General features: G+C 63.9%; 16 protein-coding genes. 9 read left to right on the forward strand and 7 right to left on the reverse strand.

What is annotated here, in order from left to right; genetic code table 11:
• Positions 1-11: 11 nt before the first annotated feature.
• The 5 genes from AC3CCE_RS14310 to speB all read right to left on the reverse strand — a co-directional run bounded on the left by AC3CCE_RS14310 (position 12) and on the right by speB (position 4,415).
• Positions 12-1,100 (reverse strand): ABC transporter substrate-binding protein, encoded by a 1,089-nt coding sequence (locus AC3CCE_RS14310; protein ID WP_023671275.1) that lies wholly within the window; start codon positions 1,098-1,100, stop codon positions 12-14.
• A 68-nt stretch (positions 1,101-1,168) separates the two neighbouring features.
• On the reverse strand, positions 1,169-1,816 hold the full coding sequence (locus AC3CCE_RS14315) for an amino acid ABC transporter permease (RefSeq protein WP_352626423.1): 648 nt from the start codon (positions 1,814-1,816) through the stop codon (positions 1,169-1,171).
• Positions 1,813-2,469, reverse strand: a complete 657-nt coding sequence (locus AC3CCE_RS14320; RefSeq protein WP_023683571.1) for an amino acid ABC transporter permease — start codon at positions 2,467-2,469, stop codon at positions 1,813-1,815. Before AC3CCE_RS14320 ends, AC3CCE_RS14315 begins: the two co-directional genes overlap by 4 nt.
• Positions 2,470-2,475: 6 nt before the next feature.
• On the reverse strand, positions 2,476-3,270 hold the full coding sequence (locus tag AC3CCE_RS14325) for a transporter substrate-binding domain-containing protein (RefSeq protein WP_023703697.1): 795 nt from the start codon (positions 3,268-3,270) through the stop codon (positions 2,476-2,478).
• 83 nt (positions 3,271-3,353) lie between these two features.
• Positions 3,354-4,415, reverse strand: coding sequence for an agmatinase (gene speB, locus AC3CCE_RS14330; RefSeq protein WP_352626421.1), 1,062 nt, complete (start codon positions 4,413-4,415; stop codon positions 3,354-3,356).
• A 212-nt stretch (positions 4,416-4,627) separates the two neighbouring features.
• Between speB and gcvA the strand changes: the two genes are divergently transcribed.
• The 8 genes from gcvA to AC3CCE_RS14370 all read left to right on the forward strand — a co-directional run bounded on the left by gcvA (position 4,628) and on the right by AC3CCE_RS14370 (position 13,617).
• Positions 4,628-5,596 carry a transcriptional regulator GcvA gene (gene gcvA / locus AC3CCE_RS14335; protein WP_023671280.1) on the forward strand — a complete coding sequence of 323 codons (969 nt, stop codon included), beginning with the start codon at positions 4,628-4,630 and terminating at the stop codon, positions 5,594-5,596.
• Between the two features lie 169 nt (positions 5,597-5,765).
• Positions 5,766-7,070 carry a nicotinate phosphoribosyltransferase gene (gene pncB, locus AC3CCE_RS14340; RefSeq protein ID WP_352626419.1) on the forward strand — a complete coding sequence of 435 codons (1,305 nt, stop codon included), beginning with the start codon at positions 5,766-5,768 and terminating at the stop codon, positions 7,068-7,070.
• A gap of 191 nt (positions 7,071-7,261) precedes the next feature.
• Entirely contained in the window at positions 7,262-8,704 is a 1,443-nt protein-coding gene (locus AC3CCE_RS14345; protein WP_352626417.1) for a hypothetical protein, read from the forward strand.
• Positions 8,705-8,856: 152 nt separating this feature from the next.
• Positions 8,857-10,161: an ABC transporter substrate-binding protein gene (locus AC3CCE_RS14350; RefSeq protein ID WP_023671283.1), complete on the forward strand. Its 1,305-nt coding sequence runs from the start codon at positions 8,857-8,859 to the stop codon at positions 10,159-10,161.
• 159 nt (positions 10,162-10,320) lie between these two features.
• On the forward strand, positions 10,321-11,202 hold the full coding sequence (locus tag AC3CCE_RS14355; protein ID WP_023671284.1) for a branched-chain amino acid ABC transporter permease: 882 nt from the start codon (positions 10,321-10,323) through the stop codon (positions 11,200-11,202).
• Positions 11,199-12,161, forward strand: coding sequence for a branched-chain amino acid ABC transporter permease (locus AC3CCE_RS14360; RefSeq protein WP_023689192.1), 963 nt, complete (start codon positions 11,199-11,201; stop codon positions 12,159-12,161). Before AC3CCE_RS14355 ends, AC3CCE_RS14360 begins: the two co-directional genes overlap by 4 nt.
• Complete coding sequence (locus tag AC3CCE_RS14365; RefSeq protein ID WP_352626414.1) at positions 12,158-12,883, forward strand: ABC transporter ATP-binding protein; 726 nt, start codon at positions 12,158-12,160, stop codon at positions 12,881-12,883. The genes AC3CCE_RS14360 and AC3CCE_RS14365 overlap by 4 nt, the downstream gene beginning before the upstream one ends.
• Positions 12,880-13,617 carry an ABC transporter ATP-binding protein gene (locus AC3CCE_RS14370; RefSeq protein ID WP_023683562.1) on the forward strand — a complete coding sequence of 246 codons (738 nt, stop codon included), beginning with the start codon at positions 12,880-12,882 and terminating at the stop codon, positions 13,615-13,617. Before AC3CCE_RS14365 ends, AC3CCE_RS14370 begins: the two co-directional genes overlap by 4 nt.
• Here the strand turns inward: AC3CCE_RS14370 and AC3CCE_RS14375 are convergent, their stop codons facing one another.
• Positions 13,618-14,985 (reverse strand): sodium:proton antiporter, encoded by a 1,368-nt coding sequence (locus tag AC3CCE_RS14375; protein WP_352626412.1) that lies wholly within the window; start codon positions 14,983-14,985, stop codon positions 13,618-13,620. It lies immediately after the preceding gene.
• Between the two features lie 85 nt (positions 14,986-15,070).
• Entirely contained in the window at positions 15,071-15,685 is a 615-nt protein-coding gene (gene pncA / locus AC3CCE_RS14380; protein WP_023683560.1) for a bifunctional nicotinamidase/pyrazinamidase, read from the reverse strand.
• A gap of 283 nt (positions 15,686-15,968) precedes the next feature.
• On the opposite strand from pncA, the gene AC3CCE_RS14385 reads away from it, so the two are divergent.
• Positions 15,969-16,832, forward strand: a complete 864-nt coding sequence (locus tag AC3CCE_RS14385) for an FAD binding domain-containing protein (protein WP_352626409.1) — start codon at positions 15,969-15,971, stop codon at positions 16,830-16,832.
• The last annotated feature ends 11 nt before the right edge of the window (positions 16,833-16,843 follow it).

The raw sequence follows: 16,843 nt of genomic DNA on the forward strand, positions 1-16,843 counted from the left end.
GATCGAACGGCTCAGCCGACGATCAGCTCGGTCCACTTCTGGTTGATCCAGTCGGCCTTCGACGTATAGAGGTCGTAGCGCGGGATGATCGGGTCGATATCCGACGACACCGCGGCGAACTCTTCCGGCTTGAGGTCGAGCACCTCTTTCTTCAGCGTCGGCGTGGTGCCGACCTTGCGCGACATCAGGCCCTGCATCGACGGCTGGCTCATATAGTCGATGAAGGCATGCGCCTCGTCGACCTTGGTCGAGGCGCGCGACAGCACCCAATTGCCGGAATCCTGGATGCCGCCTTCCTTCGGGAAGGTCGAGCGGACATGGAAGCCGTCGGCGACCGCGAGGCCGGTGACGTCGTGATAATACTGGCCCATCGGGATCTCGCCCGACTTCAGCGCCTGCTCGAACTGCGCCTCGTCGCGATACCACAGCCGGACATTCGGCTTGAGCTCGGCGAGCTTTTCGAACGCCTTGTTCAGTCCGTCCTCGGTGTCGAGCGCATTGGTGCCGCCCATGAAGGTCTTGGCTGTCACTTCGAGCAGGAACGAGTTCGAGGCAAGCGCCAGGAGGCCAAGCTTGTCCTCATTGGCCTTGTCCCACAGCGTCTCCCATGAGGTCGGCGCATCCTTGTAGACATCGGTGTTGGAGACCAGCGTGATCCACCAGGCGACGGCGCCGATGCCGGCGACCCGGCCATCCGGATATTTGTTGACGAAGCGCGGCAAGAGGTCGTTGTAGTGCTTGAACTTCGACGTATCGAGCGGCGTCCATAATTCGGTCGACTGGCCCTTCAGCGTCGAGGTCTGCGACATCATCGAAAGGTCGGCCGGCGCCTGGCCTGCCTTGGACGCCTGTTCGAGCTGCACCAGCCAGGCTTCGCCGGTCGGCTCGGCGACCGATTCCACTGCAATGCCGGTGGCCTTGGTGAAATCTGGGAAGACGTGCTCGTCAAAGGATTTCTTGAAATAGCCGCCATAGACGCCGACCTTCAGCGACTTGTCCTGCGCGCGCAGGATCGACGGCATGGCGAGCACGCCGGCTGTAGCGAGGCCCGCACCAAGCACGCCGCGCCGTGTCAGGGATTTTCCGATCAGTCTGTTCATCTGGTTTCTCCTCAGTTGATGCCGTTCTATTCCGGCAGGTTCCCTTCACGCACTGTCGCCGCCTGGCGTCAGTGGGCCGCCGCTCGTTGTTCGAGCGTACGGGCGTATTGCGTCAGTGGAAAGCACATGACGAAGAAGATCAGCGCCACCAGCCCGTAGACCTTGAACGGTTCGAAGGTGGCGTTGTTGATGGCGTTGGAGGTTCTGACCAGCTCCTCGAAGCCGATGATCGAGGTCAGCGCCGTCGATTTGATCAACTGCACCAGGAAGCCGACGATCGGCGCCCTAGTGATCGAGAACGCCTGCGGCAGGATGATCAGCCTGAGCTCCTGCAGACGGTGCAGGCCTAGGCTGGCGCCGGCGTCCCACTGCCCGCGCGGCAGCGCATCGACGCCGCTGCGCCAGATCTCGGCCAGATAGGCGCTGGCGAAGAAGGTCAGGCCGAGCACCGCTGCCGTCCATGGTTCGATGCGCAGGCCGAGCACCGGCAGGCCGAAGAACATCAGGAACAGCTGCATCAACAGCGGCGTTCCCTGGAACAGGGCGATGTAGCCGGAAGCGATGCGCCGGCTCCATTTATTCTCTGCGATGCGGAAGAACAGCACGATCAGCCCTACCACCGCCCCGCCGACAAAGGCCGCCAGCGACAACAGCACCGTCCAGCGGGCGGCGAGCAGCAGATTGCGAACGATGTCCCAGAAGGTGAATTCGATCATGTGACACCTGCCCCCAACACGCGGCGCCCGCCTGTGACCAGCAGCCGGCGCAAGGCCATGGACAGGACGAGGTAGACCAGGGTCACGACGAAATAGGTTTCGAAGGACCGGAAGGTGCGGGCTTGCAGCATGTCGGCCTCATAGGTCAGCTCGCGCACGGCGATCTGCGACACCACGGCCGATTCCAGCATCATGATGACGATCTGGCTGGTCAGCGCCGGGTAGATCACCTTGAGCGCCTGCGGCAGCACGATCTTCACAAACACCTGGCGTGGCCGAAGCCCGAGTGCCAAGGCGGCTTCCGTCTGTCCGCCGGGCACGGCATCGAGGCCGGCGCCGACGATTTCAATCGTGTAGGCCGCCATGTTGAGCGTCATTGCCAGCATGGCGGCCAGGATCGGATCGAGCCTTATGCCGAGGCTGGGCAGGCCGAAGAAGATGAAGAACAGCTGCACCAGGAACGGCGTGTTGCGCATCACCTCGACATAGACCGCGATGGCGCGCTTCACGAATACCGGGCCGTTGCGCCGGCCGGCAGCGCCCAGGATGCTGAGCAGCGTGCCAACGAGCGTGGTCACGACGATCAACAGGATCGTCGTGGCCGCGCCGCGCGCGATGTCGCCCACAGCACCTGGGAGCCAGGCAAAGGCCACGAGAACTCAATCCTTGAGGTTGTCGGGATTGAGCGGCGTCTTCAGCCAGGCCTTCGAGCTCTCGTCGAGCTTGCCGTCGGCCAGCATCTTGGCAACCGCGTCGTTGACCGCCGTCTTCAGCCGGTCCTCTTTCTTGTTGAGGCCGATATGCGAAGGCGAGGTCAAGAGCTGGAACTTCTGCTCCGGCTTCAGCGCGTCCTGCTTGGCCAGCACCTGGGCGCCGACATCATTGCCGACCACCATCAGCTGGGTCTGGCCGGAGATGAAGGCCTGGATGACGGAATTGTAGTTGTCGAAGCGCTTGATGTCGGCCGATGCCGGCGCCGCTTCGGTCAGCGACGTATCCTCCAGCGTGCCGCGATTGACGGCGATCGACTTGTCGGCGAGATCTTCCTTGCCTTTGATCGAAAGCGCTGCCGGACCGATGACGGCGATGTAATAGGGCGCATAGGCGGCGGCGAAATCGATGACCTCCTCGCGCTCCTTGGAATAGCCGACGCTCATCAGGATATCGACGCGCTTGTCGGTGAGATACGGGATGCGGTTCTGGCCGGTGACGCTGACCAGATTGAGCTTCACCTTAAGTGAATCGGCGATCGCCTGCGCGACGTCGACGTCGTAACCCTTGATGCTCATATCGGCGCTGGCCGAGGAGAAGGGCGGAAAGTCGGAGAAGATGCCGACATTGATGGCGCCGGCCTTGGTGATGTCGTCGACGGCGTCGGCATTGGCCTGGGAGGCGAACCCGAGGCCGGCGAGCATCAGCGCAGCGGCGATGGTTGATTTCATATGGATTGTCATTGGTATTCCCCTTCTGGAAGCTTGTTTGTTTTGGAAACGGCCGCCGGCTCCAGCGCGGCGGCCGCCTTTGCATGTGAAATCCGTCAGGCCCCCTTGCCGGTGATCGCCGGGCTGAACACCATCAGGCTCAGGATCTCGAACAGGACCTGGGCGCCGACATGGGCGGTGTTGGTGGTCGCGTCATATTGCGGCGCCACCTCGACGACATCGCCGCCGACAATGTTGAGACCTTTCAAGCCGCGCAGCAGTTCGAGCATCTCGCGCGTCGTCAGGCCGCCTATTTCCGGCGTGCCGGTACCCGGCGCGAAGGCCGGATCGACACTGTCGACGTCGAAGGAAATGTAGGTCGGGCCGTCGCCGACTATTCTGCGCGCCTTCTCGATGATGGCCGGGATGCCGAGACCCGTCACCTCTTCGGCATGCACGACCGTCATGCCGGATTCATAGGTGAACTCCCACAGATACTCCGCCGAGCCGCGGATGCCGATCTGGATGGTGCGGGTGGGGTCGAGCACGCCGTCCAGCACCGCGTTGCGGAACGGTCCGCCATGATGGAACTTGGTCATGTCGAACAGCCCGCTTGTGTCGCAATGAGCGTCGATATGGATCATGCCGACCGGCGCCTTTTTGCCGACCGCCTTCAGGATCGGATGGCTGATCGAGTGGTCGCCTCCGACCGAGAGCGGCAGCACGCCGGCATCGACGATCTGGTTGGTGCGGCGCTCGATATCTTCGTGGCTGACCTCCAGCCGGTAGCGGCTGCGGAACGGCGTATCGCCGATGTCGGCGACGCGCAGCTCATGCGTCGGCGCGCATTCCAGCACATGATTGTAAGGGCCGATGCGCTCGATGGCGCGCAGCGCCCTTGGCCCGAAGCGCGAGCCGGGCCGGTTGGTGACGCCGAGATCCATCGGCACGCCGATGATCGCCACCTGCAAATCGCCGAAATCCGGATTGTCGGCAGCGATTTCACGGTAGGGCGCGGCGAGGAAGGTGGGGATGCCGGCATAGGGCGCCAGCCTTGTGCCGCTCTTGGAGAAGATCTTGTCCGCGACCTTGCGGAACTTCGGGTCGAACATCTCGCCGCCATGGCTCTCGCCATACTTGCGGCGCAAGGCTTCCAGCTTGCCTCTGTCATAACCCATGTCGGTCTCCTCCTGCGGGCTGATGCATGCGGCCGTGGCGACATCTGCGAACTGACCATCATCCGGCCGGGTCGCTGTCCCGCTGGCTGCCTGTAGATTTCACGTCATTGATGCTGTTGACCTGCCAAAGTGTCCGGCAGCCGCATTGAAAAATCAATTGATATTGTTACGGTGCTGATTGTGAGAAAATCTCACAGAGTATCCGGTTGCTCATGGCCAAGCGTCTGCCCCCCTTGAATCCCTTGCGCGCCTTCGAGGCGACGGCGCGGCATGCCTCGCTGACCAAGGCGGCGAGTGAGCTCAACGTCACCCACGGCGCAATCAGCCACCAGATCAAGGCGCTCGAGCAATCACTCGGCGTAAAACTGTTCGAACGCACCGGACAGCGGGTAAAGCTCACCCCGCACGGCGCCGAATTGCTGCCGGCGGTCTCGACCGCCTTCGACGGCATCGCCGCCGCCACCCAGCGCATGACCAGGCCAGCCAGCGCCGGTACGCTGTCGGTCTCCTGCGTGCCGGCGCTGCTGCTTCTGTGGATGACGCCGCGGCTCGGCAGCTTCATGGCGCAATATCCTGATATCAGGTTGACGCTGATCCCGTCCAACGACCCCAAGGACATCCGCGCCCCACAGGTCGATGTCTGCGTGCTCTATGGCGACGGCAGCTGGACCGATTGCTGGATGCGCAAATGGTCGGGCCTCGAACTGTTCCCGGTGGTCAGCCCGACGCTGATCAACAACCGGCCGCTCCGCATCTGCCGGGATCTTGCTGGCCATGTCATCCTGCATGGCGATGATGGCCGCGAATGGCACACCTGGCTGGCCGCCGCCGATGGGCTCGACCTCGAACGTGGCCGCCGCCACCATCTCGGCGACGCCCGTACGGCGATCGAAGCCGCGGTGCACGGACATGGCGTGGCTCTCGGCGATTCCGTCACCGCCAGCATGCTGCTCGCCAGGGGCCTGCTGGTGGCGCCGTTCAGCCTGTCGGTGCCGGCGGTCGATGATTTCTACGTCGTCTGCCGCAACGAGATGCGTTCGGCGCCTATCGTGCAATTGTTCGTCGACTGGCTGTTTGCCGAAAAGGAACAGGCCGACAGCCGGGCCGACGCGCCGGTGGCCGGCCGCATCGGCAGCCGCAGGAAGCGTCCGGCGCTGCGGGTGGTGGGCGCCAAGAGTTGAGGCTGGACCTGAGCGGCTGCTTTTTGTCGGGCCAGCCCGGAAAGCGGGAGGCGCTTTCAAAAATTCAATGCTAATAAGCTCTTGCCCGGCAATTCCAGGAAAACTGTGCGGCGGTTTCCCGTCCGGAATTGCGTAAGAAAGACGTGAGCAGCGAAGGCGACGGCAGGACATGGCAAGAACCGATATAGCGCGGCGCGTCTACAACCACACCTGGAAGCTGGACCCGATCGTCCGCAGCCTGCTCGACACCGATTTCTACAAGCTTCTGATGCTGCAGATGATCTGGGGCATGTACCCCAAGGTCGACGCCACCTTTTCGCTGATCAACCGCACCACCTCGGTGCGGCTTGCCGACGACATCGACGAAGGCGAATTGCGCGACCAGCTCGACCATGCCCGCACGCTGCGCTTCTCCAAAAAGGAGATGATCTGGCTTGGCGGTAACAATTTCTATGGCCGCAAGCAGATCTTCGAGCCGGAATTCCTCGCCTGGCTGGAAGGTTTTCGGCTGCCCGACTACGAGCTGTCCAAGCGCGACGGTCAGTACGAGCTCTCCTTCAGCGGTCCCTGGATGTACACTACGCTGTGGGAAATCCCGGCGCTGGCGATCATCAATGAGCTTCGTTCCCGCGCCGCCATGCGCGCCTTCGGTCCCTTCGCGCTTGACGTGCTCTATGCACGCGCCAAGGGGAAGATGTGGGCCAAGACCGAACGCTTGAAGGCGCTGCCCGGCATCCGCATCTCCGATTTCGGCACCCGCCGCCGCCATTCCTTCCTGTGGCAGCGCTGGTGCGTCGAGGCGCTCAAAGAAGGTATTGGCGAAGCCTTCACCGGCACCTCCAACGTGCTGCTGGCCATGGACAACGACCTCGAAGCGCTCGGCACCAACGCGCATGAACTGCCGATGGTTTTTGCCGCCCTTGCCAAGCCGGAAAAGGAATTGAAGGAATCGCCCTACAAGGTGCTGCAGGACTGGCAGCGTTATTATGGCGGCAACCTGCTGATCGTGCTGCCCGACGCTTTCGGCACCGCATCCTTCCTGCGCGACGCCCCGGACTGGGTCGCCGACTGGACCGGCTTCCGCCCCGACAGCGCGCCGCCGATCGAAGGCGGCGAAAAAATCATCGACTGGTGGCGCGAGAAGGGCAAGGACCCCAGGCAGAAGCTGCTGATCTTCTCCGACGGTCTCGAGGTCGAAACCATCGAGGAGACCTACAGGCACTTCAAGGGCAAGGTGCGCATGTCCTTCGGCTGGGGCACCAACCTCACCAACGATTTCGAAGGCTGCGCGCCGACCGAAACCAACAGCCTGGATGCGATATCGCTGGTCTGCAAGGTAACGGAGGCCAATGGCCGGCCGGCGGTGAAGCTGTCGGACAATCCGGCGAAAGCGACGGGCGACAAGAAGGAGATCGAGCGCTATCTCCGGATTTTTGGCGCGAAGGACCGCGTGGAGCAGCTGGTCAAGGTTTGAGGGTCGGCGGGTGCCTTGCTGGACGAAATGGAAATCGCGATAGCGTGAGTTCCCGCCCACCCCCCTCTGTCCTGCCAGACATCTCCCCCGCAAGGGGGGAGATTGGCAGCGTCGAGTACCGCGCCTCTTTCTTTACCCTTGAAAGTTGGCGAAAGCCCCGGCGACATCCAATCTCCCCCCTTGCGGGGGAGATGGCCGGCAGGCCAGAGGGGGGTGTGAAGGATCGCGTCAGGCTGACATATGTCGCCTGCTCCACCACCCTCACACTCCTCCCCACCCCCGCCCTCGCGCACGCCTCCGACCGCGGTCACGTCCTCCTCCTGCCGACCGGCTACTACATCGCCGGCGGCGCGCTTGCCGTCGCGGTAAGCTTCCTCGTTCTCGCCCTGCTGCCACCCGCAACCCTCCACCGCTTCTGGCGCCGCCGCCTGCCGCTCTTCCCATTCGCCGACACCCCTCGCACAATCATCAGCCTCATCTCCTTTGCCGGCTTCGCAAACCTCATCGCCGCCGGCCTGTTCGGCAGCCGCGATCCGCTCTCCAATCCGCTGCCGCTAACCATCTGGACGCTGCTCTGGGTCGGCCTTGCCATCGCGCAAGGCCTGTTCGGCGATCTCTGGTCGTGGCTGAACCCATGGTATGGCCCGTGGCGGATCGTAAGCCGCCTGTTCAAGCTTCGTGGCGGTGAGGGACAGGAATCGCGTTTGCCTTCATGGCTCGGCTGCTGGCCGGCCGTTATCCTGTTCTTCGCCTTCGCCTGGTTCGAGCTGATCGACCCGGCGCCCGACGATCCGGCGCGGCTGGCCTATGCCGCCGGCCTCTACTGGTTGCTTACCATCATCGCCATGCTCGCCTTCGGCTACCGCGATTGGAGCCGGCGCGGCGAATTCCTGACGATCTTTTTCGCCATGGTGGCTCGTTTCGCCATCGTCGAGCGCGATGAACACGGCCGCCTCGCTCTCTGCTGGCCCGGCGCAAAACTGCTCGGCGCAGCGCCCCTGCCGGCAAGCGGTATCGCCTTCCTGCTGCTCAGCCTGTCATCGGTGTCCTTCGACGGCCTGTCGAAAACCTTCTTCTGGCTCGGCCTGTTCGGCAGCAACCCGCTGGAATATCCCGGCCGCACCGCGCTCATCGGCATAAGCAGCTTTGGCCTCGTGCTGACCTTCGTCTTGCTCGCGGCGGCATTCCTGCTGGCCGTCATACTCGGCCAGCGCCTTGCCGGCAGCCGACATTCCCACGGCGAGGCCGCCGGGCTGCTGGTCTGGTCGATCGTACCGATCGCGCTCGCCTATCATGTCGCGCACTATCTGACGGCGCTGCTGGTCGACGGCCAGTATGCGATCGCCGCTTTGTCCGACCCGTTCGCGCTGGGATGGAACCTGTTCGGCGCCGCCGACATGCAGATCGAGGCCGGCATCATCGCCGGGGCCGACTCCGCCTGGTGGCTGTGGAACCTGCAGGCCGGCATCATCATCGCCGGGCACATGCTGGCGGTGCTCGTTGCCCATGGACTGGCCTGGCGACTGCACCAGGCGCCATCGCGCGCCGCCCTCAGCCAGTTGCCGCTCACCATGGTGATGATTGCCTACACGATCTTCGGCCTGTGGTTGCTTGCCACGCCGACGGCCGGATGAGACAAGCTGATCCACATGCCTTTGCGGAAAGCCCGCTTGCAAGCTCTGTGCTTTGGTGATTTAGTTTGTACACATGCAATTTCTGCCCCTCCTGCAAGGGAGTGGCCTTGCCTCGTTACAGACAGTCAAAACTCAAAAACAGGGGAACTGCCGTGACTGACAAGAATGGGTTTTTCGATCTCTCCAAATCCACCCTTAGCCGCCGCACCGCGCTGAAAGGTCTCGCCGCCGGCGCCGGGCTGACGCTCGCGCCCGGCTTCGTCCGCTACAGCCAGGCGCAGAGTTCGGCGCCAATCAAGATCGGCTTCCAGTCGCACCGCACCGGCATCGGCGCCGCCTATGGCCGCTGGTATGAAAAGACCAGTGCCGCCGCGGTCAAGGCGATCAACGACGCCGGCGGCATCAATGGCCGACCTGTCGAACTGGTGATCGAGGATGACGGCACCGATCCCGGCCGTGGCGCCGAGGTGGTCGGCAAGTTCGCCACCCAGCACAAGACCGACATCGTCTTCGGCACGCTGTTCTCGCATGTGGTGATCGGCTCGGCGCCGGCCGCCGGCGAAAACAAGATCCCGTATTTCGTCGTCAGCGAAGGCCACCACGTCGCTTCGACCAAGCTCAACCGCTACGTCTTCCAGCCTGGCATCACCGATGTGAAGAGCCAGATCCAGTCGATGGCGCCATGGATCGCGGCCAATGCCGGCAAGAAGGTGACGCAGATCTTCCCCGATTTCGCCTTCGGCTACGACCATCGCGACTACCTGCCGCCGGCGCTGAAGGCGCAAGGCGCCGAGGTCATCGCCCAGATCGCCATCCCGCCGACAGAGTCATCTTTCACGAAATACTTCCCGCAGATCCCGGCCGAGACCGAAGTCATCTACCACGTGATGGTCGGCCCGGCCGTGCTCACCTTCGTCAAGGAACTCGGCGAGTTCTACGGCTCCAACCGGCCGCAACTGTTCGGCTTCATCGATTCGCTCGAAGCCACCGACATCAACAGCCCCGGCCTCGAATTTTTGGACGGCAGCCATTTCTGGGAAGGTTCGCCGCGCTATGCGCAGGCCAATGACTCGGCCGCCCAGAAAGCCTACCGCGCCGCTGTCGGCATCGACGACAATGGGGCTGCCGTCGGCGACCCCAAGGACGTCTCCACCGCCGCCCACATGTTCGGCTGCTGGGAGACGCTCTATGTCGTTAAGAAGGCGATGGAAGATGCCGGCTACAAGGGCCCGGAAGACCGCGCCAAGCTGGTCGAGGCGACCGAGGCTCTGACCGAATTCGCCGAAGGCCCGGAGCATCCGCAAGGCCCCAAGACCTTCAACGGCAAGATCCACCAGTGTTTTGGCATCCAGAACATCTCCAAGGTCGAAGGCGGCAAGATGAAGGTCGTCCACAAGACCAAGATCGAGGACGGGCTTTACGAGGCCGAAGGGGATTATACGACGCAGGCGCTGTGAGGCGCCTTACCCTCCCCCTTGTGGGGAGGGTCGGCACGCAAGCTTCGCACTTTTGCGAAGCTTGCGAGACGGGGTGGGGGTCGCGACGGCCCGTGCCCAACCCCCACCCGACCGCTGCGCGGTCACCCTCCCCACAAGGGGAGGGTAAGGGCGCCCTGAATGCATTTCGGACCCCACCTCCTCCTCGCCGCCCTCGAAGGCCTTGTCACCTCAGCCGTGTTGGCGCTGACGGCGCTTGGGCTGTCGCTGGTGTTCGGCGTCATGCGCGTCGTCAACGTCGCCCATGGCGAGTTCTTCATGCTGGGCGCGGTGCTGGCCTGGGCGATCTCGACGGCGATACCCGGCCATCCCACGCTCGGCTTCCTGGCGGCGCTGGTGATTGCGCCGCTGATTGTCGGCGCCATTGCGCTGGTAGCCGAGCGGCTTGTGCTGCGGCGGCTCAATTACAATCCGGAAGCCACCATCGTCGCCACGATCGGCATGCTCTACATCATCCAGCAGCTGGCGTTGAGCTTCTATGGCCCGGAAGCCCGCCCGGTGGAGCCGCCCTTCAGCTACCGCATCCTTTTGCCCTGGTTCGGCTATTCCGGCTACAAGCTGTCGATCATTGCCGCTTCGGCCCTTCTGCTCATCGCCACCTGGCTGGTGCTGACGCGCACCAAGATCGGCCTCATCATGCGCGCCACCCAATATGACAGCGAGACGGCGCAGGCCTTCGGCATTCCGGTCGACCGCGTCTATGCCGGCGTCTTCGGGCTCGGCGCCATGCTGGCGGCCATCGCCGCCGTGCTGATCGTGCCGATCAGTCAGGCGCACTACCTGATGGGGCAGGACCCGCTGCTGTTGTCCTTCATCGTCGTCATCATCGGCGGCCTCGGCTCGCTGCGCGGCACCGTCGTCGCCGCCGTGCTGATCGGCCTGTCCGACGGCATCATCTCGGTGTTCTTTTCGCCGACTTTGGCCAAGATCATCGCCACGCTGCTGGTGGCCATGGTGCTGGTATTCCGGCCGCAGGGCCTGTTCGGGCAGGCGTCGCGATGAGCGAAGCTTCGCCGGCAAAAGCCTATGCATTGCATCTCGGCGTCATCGCGCTGCTGTTTGCGCTGAGCTTCGTCCTGCCCGACTACCATCATGGCCTGCTGGCCCGCATCATGGTGCTGGCGGTGTTCGCCATGGGCTACAACATGCTGTTCGGCTATGTCGGCCTGCTCAGCCTCGGCCACGCCATGTTCTTCGCCGCCGGGCTCTATGGCGCTGGTCTCGCGGTCATCCATCTCGGCTGGAGCGTGCCTTTGGCTTTCCTCGCCGGCATCGCCTGCGGCGCGCTGCTGGCACTGGTGATCGGCCTGCTGGCGCTGCGCACCACCGGCGTCGCCTTCATGATCGTCACCATGATGTTCGCGCAGGTGTTTTACCTCGTCATCCTCTATTTCGCCGCCTGGACCGGCGGCGACCAGGGTCTGGTCGTGCCGCAGCCGGCGCGGGTTCTGGCCTTCGGCGCGACATCGCTCGACCTAACCAACCCGACCGTGCGCTACATGAGCGCGCTGGCGCTGTTCTCGGTCGTGCTGCTGATCACCCTCGCCATCGTCCGCTCCCGCTATGGCCGCGTGCTGGTCGCGGTGCGCGAGAACGAGGAGCGCACGAAAATGCTGGGCTACGACACCTTCTCCAACAAGCTCATTGCGGTCGTCGTCTCCGGCACCATCTGCGCCGCCTCGGGTGCGGCCTATGCGCTGCTGTTCGGCTATGTCGGCTCGAGCTTTGCCTCGGTGCAGTATTCCATCCTGCCGCTGCTCTGGGTGCTGCTCGGCGGCGCCGCCACGACGCTGGGCGCGCTGCTCGGCACGGTGTTCATGTACTATGTCATCGACACCGCCAGCGGTTACACCTCCGCCTATCTCCTGATCGTCGGTATTGCGCTCATCCTTCTGGTGCTGTTTTTCCCCAAAGGCATTCTGGGCACCATCCGCCAGCGCTGGCTCGGGTGGCTGCCATGATGCCGTTGCTGACCACCAAAGGCCTGGCGCTCAGTTTCGGCGGCCTGCGCGCCGTCGACGGTGTCGATTTTCAGCTGATGCCGGGCGAGATCCGCGCCGTCATCGGTCCCAATGGCGCTGGCAAAACCACCTTCGTCAGCCTGGTCAGCGGCCGCATTCAGCCATCGTCCGGCATGATCGTCTTCGACGGCGCCGACATCACCAGCCAGCCGGCCTATCTCAGGGTGCGCCGGGGCATCGCCTACACCTTCCAGATCACCAGCGTCTTCGCCAACCTCTCTGCCTACGATAATGTCGCGCTGCCGGTGCAGCGCACGCTGACCGATGCCCGCTCGAAAGGTGCGGTGCGCACCGGCGTCATGGCCGCGCTGGAACGCACCGGACTGGCCGGCCGCGCCCATATGCCGGCCGGCCAGCTTTCCTACGGCCATCAGCGCCTGCTGGAAGTGGCAATGGGCCTGGCGCTGAAGCCGCGGCTTTTGATCCTCGACGAGCCTACGCAAGGGCTGGCCGACAGCGAGATCGACAATTTCATCGAACTGGTGCGCGAGATCGCCAAGAGCGCCACCGTGCTTTTGATCGAGCACAACATGCCTGTCGTCATGCAGCTGGCCGACCGCATCACGGTCTTCAACGCCGGCAGGATCCTGGCCGAAGGCACGCCCGAACAGGTTCGCGCCAACACACAGGTGCAGGAAGCCTATCTGGGGACGGCGCCATGAGCGAAGCCCCCAAGACTGAAGCCCACGAGACTGAAGCGCTGACTATCTCCAGGCTCGACTGCTTCTATGGCGAGGTTCAGGTGCTCTATGGGCTCGACCTAGTGCTCAACAAGGGCGAGGTGCTGTGCCTGTTCGGTCGCAACGGCGCCGGCAAGACGACGACGCTGAAAGCGATCATGGGGCTGGTTCGGTCGAGCGCCGGTTCGATCCGGCTCGCCGGCAAGGAGTTGACCGGCCTGGCGGCGCATGAGGTGCCCAAGGCCGGCGTCGCCTATGTGCCCCAGGGCAGGCGGCTGTTCGCCGAGATGACGGTGGCGGAAAACATCGAGATCGGCCTGATGGCGCGCGGCAAGGGAAGAGCGACGCGCGAGAGCGTGCTCGACCTCTTCCCGCTGCTGCGCCAGCGGCTGCGGCAGCGCTCCGGCACTTTGTCCGGTGGCGAACAGCAGATGCTGGCCATGGCCCGCGCGCTTTGTCTGGAGCCGCAGGTGCTGTTGCTAGACGAGCCGACCGAAGGGCTGATGCCGTCGATGATCGCCAAGATCCGCGAGACGGTGGTGAAGCTGCGTGAGCTAGGTGTCTCCACCATTCTGGTCGAACAGCGCGTCGACGCCGTGCTGTCGGTCGCCGACCGCGTCTGCTTCATCGAAAACGGCCGCAACCGCGAGACCGTCGATGTCGAGCAATTGCGCGCCGACCCATCGGCAGTCAGGCGCTATGTCGGCGTCGGCTGATCAGCCGAAAAACAGGAACCCGGCGATCAAAAAGGTCGGGATCAGCACCAGCCCTGACCATGCCATGTAGCCGAAGAAGCCCGGCATCTTCACACCGCGGTGTCGGGCGATGGCGTAGACCATGAAGTTGGGTGCATTGCCGATATAGGTGTTGGCCCCCATGAACACCGCGCCGGCCGAGATCGCGGCCAGCGTCGAGGCCGCCTCCGTCATCAGGTGCCGCGCGTCGCCGCCTGCGAGTTCGAAGAACACCAGATAGGTCGGCGCATTGTCGAGGAAGGACGACAGCCCGCCGGTCAGCCAGAAATAGGCGAGATCATTGGGCTGCCCGGTGGGTGACGTCACCAGCGCGACCAGCGGCGCCAGCGCGCCGTCAGGGCCGGCGCGAAGGATGGCAATGACCGGCACGATGCAGATGAAGATGCCAGCAAACAGTTTCGCCACCTCCGCGATCGGGCCCCAGGTGAAGCCGTTGGCCTCGCGATGGCTCTTGAGTGACACGACAAGCGACAGTCCGGCGAGCCCCAGGATAATGGCGTCGCGCGCCAGGTTCTGCAGTTCGAGGCTCACGCCCAGCACTGAAAAGCTCACGCCTGGCTTCCACGCTGCCGACAGCAGGATCGCGGCAATGACGCCGGCCAGCAGCGGCAGATTGGCCAGGCCGCGAAGGCGCACCTTCGTATCCGGCGTCGGATCCTTGATCTTCGGCGCGCCGCCTTCACGGCGATGCAGCATGATGTCGATGGCCAGGAAGACAAGCAGCACCAGGCCGCCGGTAAACAGCGTCTCGCGCCAGAGGTTCGCCGACGTCCAGAAGAAGTCGACGCCGCGCAGGAAGCCGACGAACAATGGCGGGTCGCCCAAGGGCGTCAACGAGCCGCCGATGTTAGACACCAGGAAGATGAAGAAGATGACGACATGGGCGTTGAACTGCCGGTTGTCGTTGGCGCGCAGCATCGGCCGGATCAGGATCATCGAGGCGCCGGTGGTGCCGATCACCGAGGCTAGCATCGCCCCGACGAGCAGCAGCCCGGCATTGACCAGCGGCGTGCCATGGATGTTGCCGGCGACAAGGATGCCGCCCGAAATGGTGTAGAGCGCGAACAGCAGGATAATGAACGACATGTATTCGGTGAGCAGCGTGTGCAGCACGGCTTCACCGGCTACCGGAACGCCGAATGCAACCATCAGCGGGATGACAGCCAGCGCTGCCCAGCCGGCGGCGATCTTGCCGTAATGATGCTCCCAGACATGGTGGAACAGCAGCGGTCCGGTGGCGATCGAGAGCAGCAGGCCGGCGAAAGGCAGCGCCCACCACAGCGACATGGCAGCATCGGGCAGGCCGCGGGCCTCGGCCGCGAAGGCCATTTGCGGAGACACAGCGGAAGCGAGTACACCTGCCGCGAAAGCCTTCCCCAACTGTGTGCAGCCCCCTCGATGCGTCACGATCCAGTCACTCCGAGATCGGGTCTTCGAGCTTCACCCCGGCATCGCGCATCCTCTTCAGCATCGCCTCGACCGAACCGTTTAGATCGATGCCGCGGCACGCGTCGAGCCGCACCGTCGTCTTGAAGCCTTGCTTGACCGCGTCGAGGGCCGAAAAGGCAACGCAGAAGTCGGTCGCCAGGCCAACCAGGGTCACACTGTCGATGCTGCGCTCCTTGAGGTAGCCGGCGAGCCCTGTCGGCGTCTTGTGGTCGTTCTCGAAGAAGGCGGAGTAGCTGTCGATATCGGGGCGAAATCCCTTGCGGATCACCAGCTCGGCCTTGGTCCAGGCGAGCCCCGAGTGAAAATCCGAGCCGAGGCTGCCCTGGATGCAATGGTCCGGCCACAGCGTCTGCGGCCCATAGGGCATCTCGATCGCGCTGAAGGGCTGCGCCCCCGGGTGGCTGGAGGCAAAGCTCGAATGTCCGGCCGGGTGCCAGTCCTGTGTCAGCACGACATGCTCGGCATGCCGGATCAGATCGTTGACCAGCGGCACGATTTCGTCGCCGCCGGCAACCGCCAGTGCGCCGCCGGGGCAGAAGTCGTTTTGCAGGTCAATGACAACAAGCGCTTCGTCGGCCATGGCGCCTCTCCTCTTCTACGTCTCGAACGGGGGATCGAGTGAAATACGCCGCTGATGCGACCGGATGCAGAAACTTGACCGGATGGCCGCCTGCGTCAACCTCTGCAAGCGTAACAAATGCATGGCGGCCGGGTTCCCTTAAACTCCGGCTTTGACAATTTCCGCCAGCTTGATATCATTTGCATACGAATGAATTTGGCCTGATCAGACACTGGCGGGGTTCGGGAAAACCCCACCTTCTGAAGGCCCCAATGGGAAGGCCGATTTTTTTGGAAGGCAAAGCGTGATCCGTTACGCGAAACCCACCACGCTCGACGAGGCGCTCGCTCTGCTGGGCGAGGGCGCCTGGCGCGTGCTTGCCGGCGGCACCGATTTCTATCCGGCGCAGGGCGCCAAACCGTTCCGCGACAATGTTCTCGATATTAACGGCCTGGCCTCGCTGCGCGGCATTGCCGAGACCGAAACCCATTGGGTTTTGGGCGCCCGCACCACCTGGACCGACCTTGTCCGCCATCCATTGCCGGCGGCTTTCGATGCGCTGAAGCAGGCCGCGCGCGAAGTGGGCTCGCTGCAGATCCAGAATGTCGCCTCGATCGCCGGCAATCTCTGCAATGCTTCGCCTGCTGCCGATGGCGTGCCTAGCCTGCTGGTGCTGGACGCCGAGGTCGAGCTGCGCTCTGCAGCCGCGACGCGTCATCTGCCGCTGCAGGAGTTCATTCTCGGCAACCGCCGCACCGCGCTGCTACCGGGCGAGCTGGTTGCCGCCATCCGGGTGCCGAAGCCCAGGGCCACCGGCACGTCGGCCTTCGTCAAGCTCGGTGCGCGGCGCTACCTCGTCATCTCCATCGCCATGGTGGCGGCGCGCCTCGTTGCCGAGAATGGCATGGTCATGGAAGCCGCTGTCGCGGTCGGGTCCTGCTCGGCCGTCGCCAGGCGGCTCGCCGCTGTCGAAGCGGTGCTGGTGGGCAAGCCTGTCGGCCCGGCACTCGCCGATGCGCTCCTGTCCGCGCCGATGGCCGAGCTCTCGCCGATTGCCGACGTGCGCGGCAGCGCCGAATACCGGCTCGACGCAGCGCGCGAGCTTGTCGCCCGCGCCGTGCTGAGGGCTTGCGGGCTGACGAACGACAACAGCATGGTGGCGGCATGAGCCACTCCGAG

This window comes from Mesorhizobium sp. P160187 (assembly GCF_057766425.1).

Coding starts and splice junctions, on each gene's coding strand:
- AC3CCE_RS14310 (WP_023671275.1), bottom strand. CDS start 1,100: ATGAACAGACTGATCGGAAAATCCCTGACACGGCGCGGCGTGCTTGGT.
- AC3CCE_RS14315 (WP_352626423.1), bottom strand. CDS start 1,816: ATGATCGAATTCACCTTCTGGGACATCGTTCGCAATCTGCTGCTCGCC.
- AC3CCE_RS14325 (WP_023703697.1), bottom strand. CDS start 3,270: ATGACAATCCATATGAAATCAACCATCGCCGCTGCGCTGATGCTCGCC.
- speB (WP_352626421.1), bottom strand. CDS start 4,415: ATGGGTTATGACAGAGGCAAGCTGGAAGCCTTGCGCCGCAAGTATGGC.
- gcvA (WP_023671280.1), top strand. CDS start 4,628: ATGGCCAAGCGTCTGCCCCCCTTGAATCCCTTGCGCGCCTTCGAGGCG.
- pncB (WP_352626419.1), top strand. CDS start 5,766: ATGGCAAGAACCGATATAGCGCGGCGCGTCTACAACCACACCTGGAAG.
- AC3CCE_RS14345 (WP_352626417.1), top strand. CDS start 7,262: ATGGCCGGCAGGCCAGAGGGGGGTGTGAAGGATCGCGTCAGGCTGACA.
- AC3CCE_RS14355 (WP_023671284.1), top strand. CDS start 10,321: ATGCATTTCGGACCCCACCTCCTCCTCGCCGCCCTCGAAGGCCTTGTC.
- AC3CCE_RS14360 (WP_023689192.1), top strand. CDS start 11,199: ATGAGCGAAGCTTCGCCGGCAAAAGCCTATGCATTGCATCTCGGCGTC.
- AC3CCE_RS14365 (WP_352626414.1), top strand. CDS start 12,158: ATGATGCCGTTGCTGACCACCAAAGGCCTGGCGCTCAGTTTCGGCGGC.
- AC3CCE_RS14370 (WP_023683562.1), top strand. CDS start 12,880: ATGAGCGAAGCCCCCAAGACTGAAGCCCACGAGACTGAAGCGCTGACT.
- AC3CCE_RS14375 (WP_352626412.1), bottom strand. CDS start 14,985: ATGGCCTTCGCGGCCGAGGCCCGCGGCCTGCCCGATGCTGCCATGTCG.
- pncA (WP_023683560.1), bottom strand. CDS start 15,685: ATGGCCGACGAAGCGCTTGTTGTCATTGACCTGCAAAACGACTTCTGC.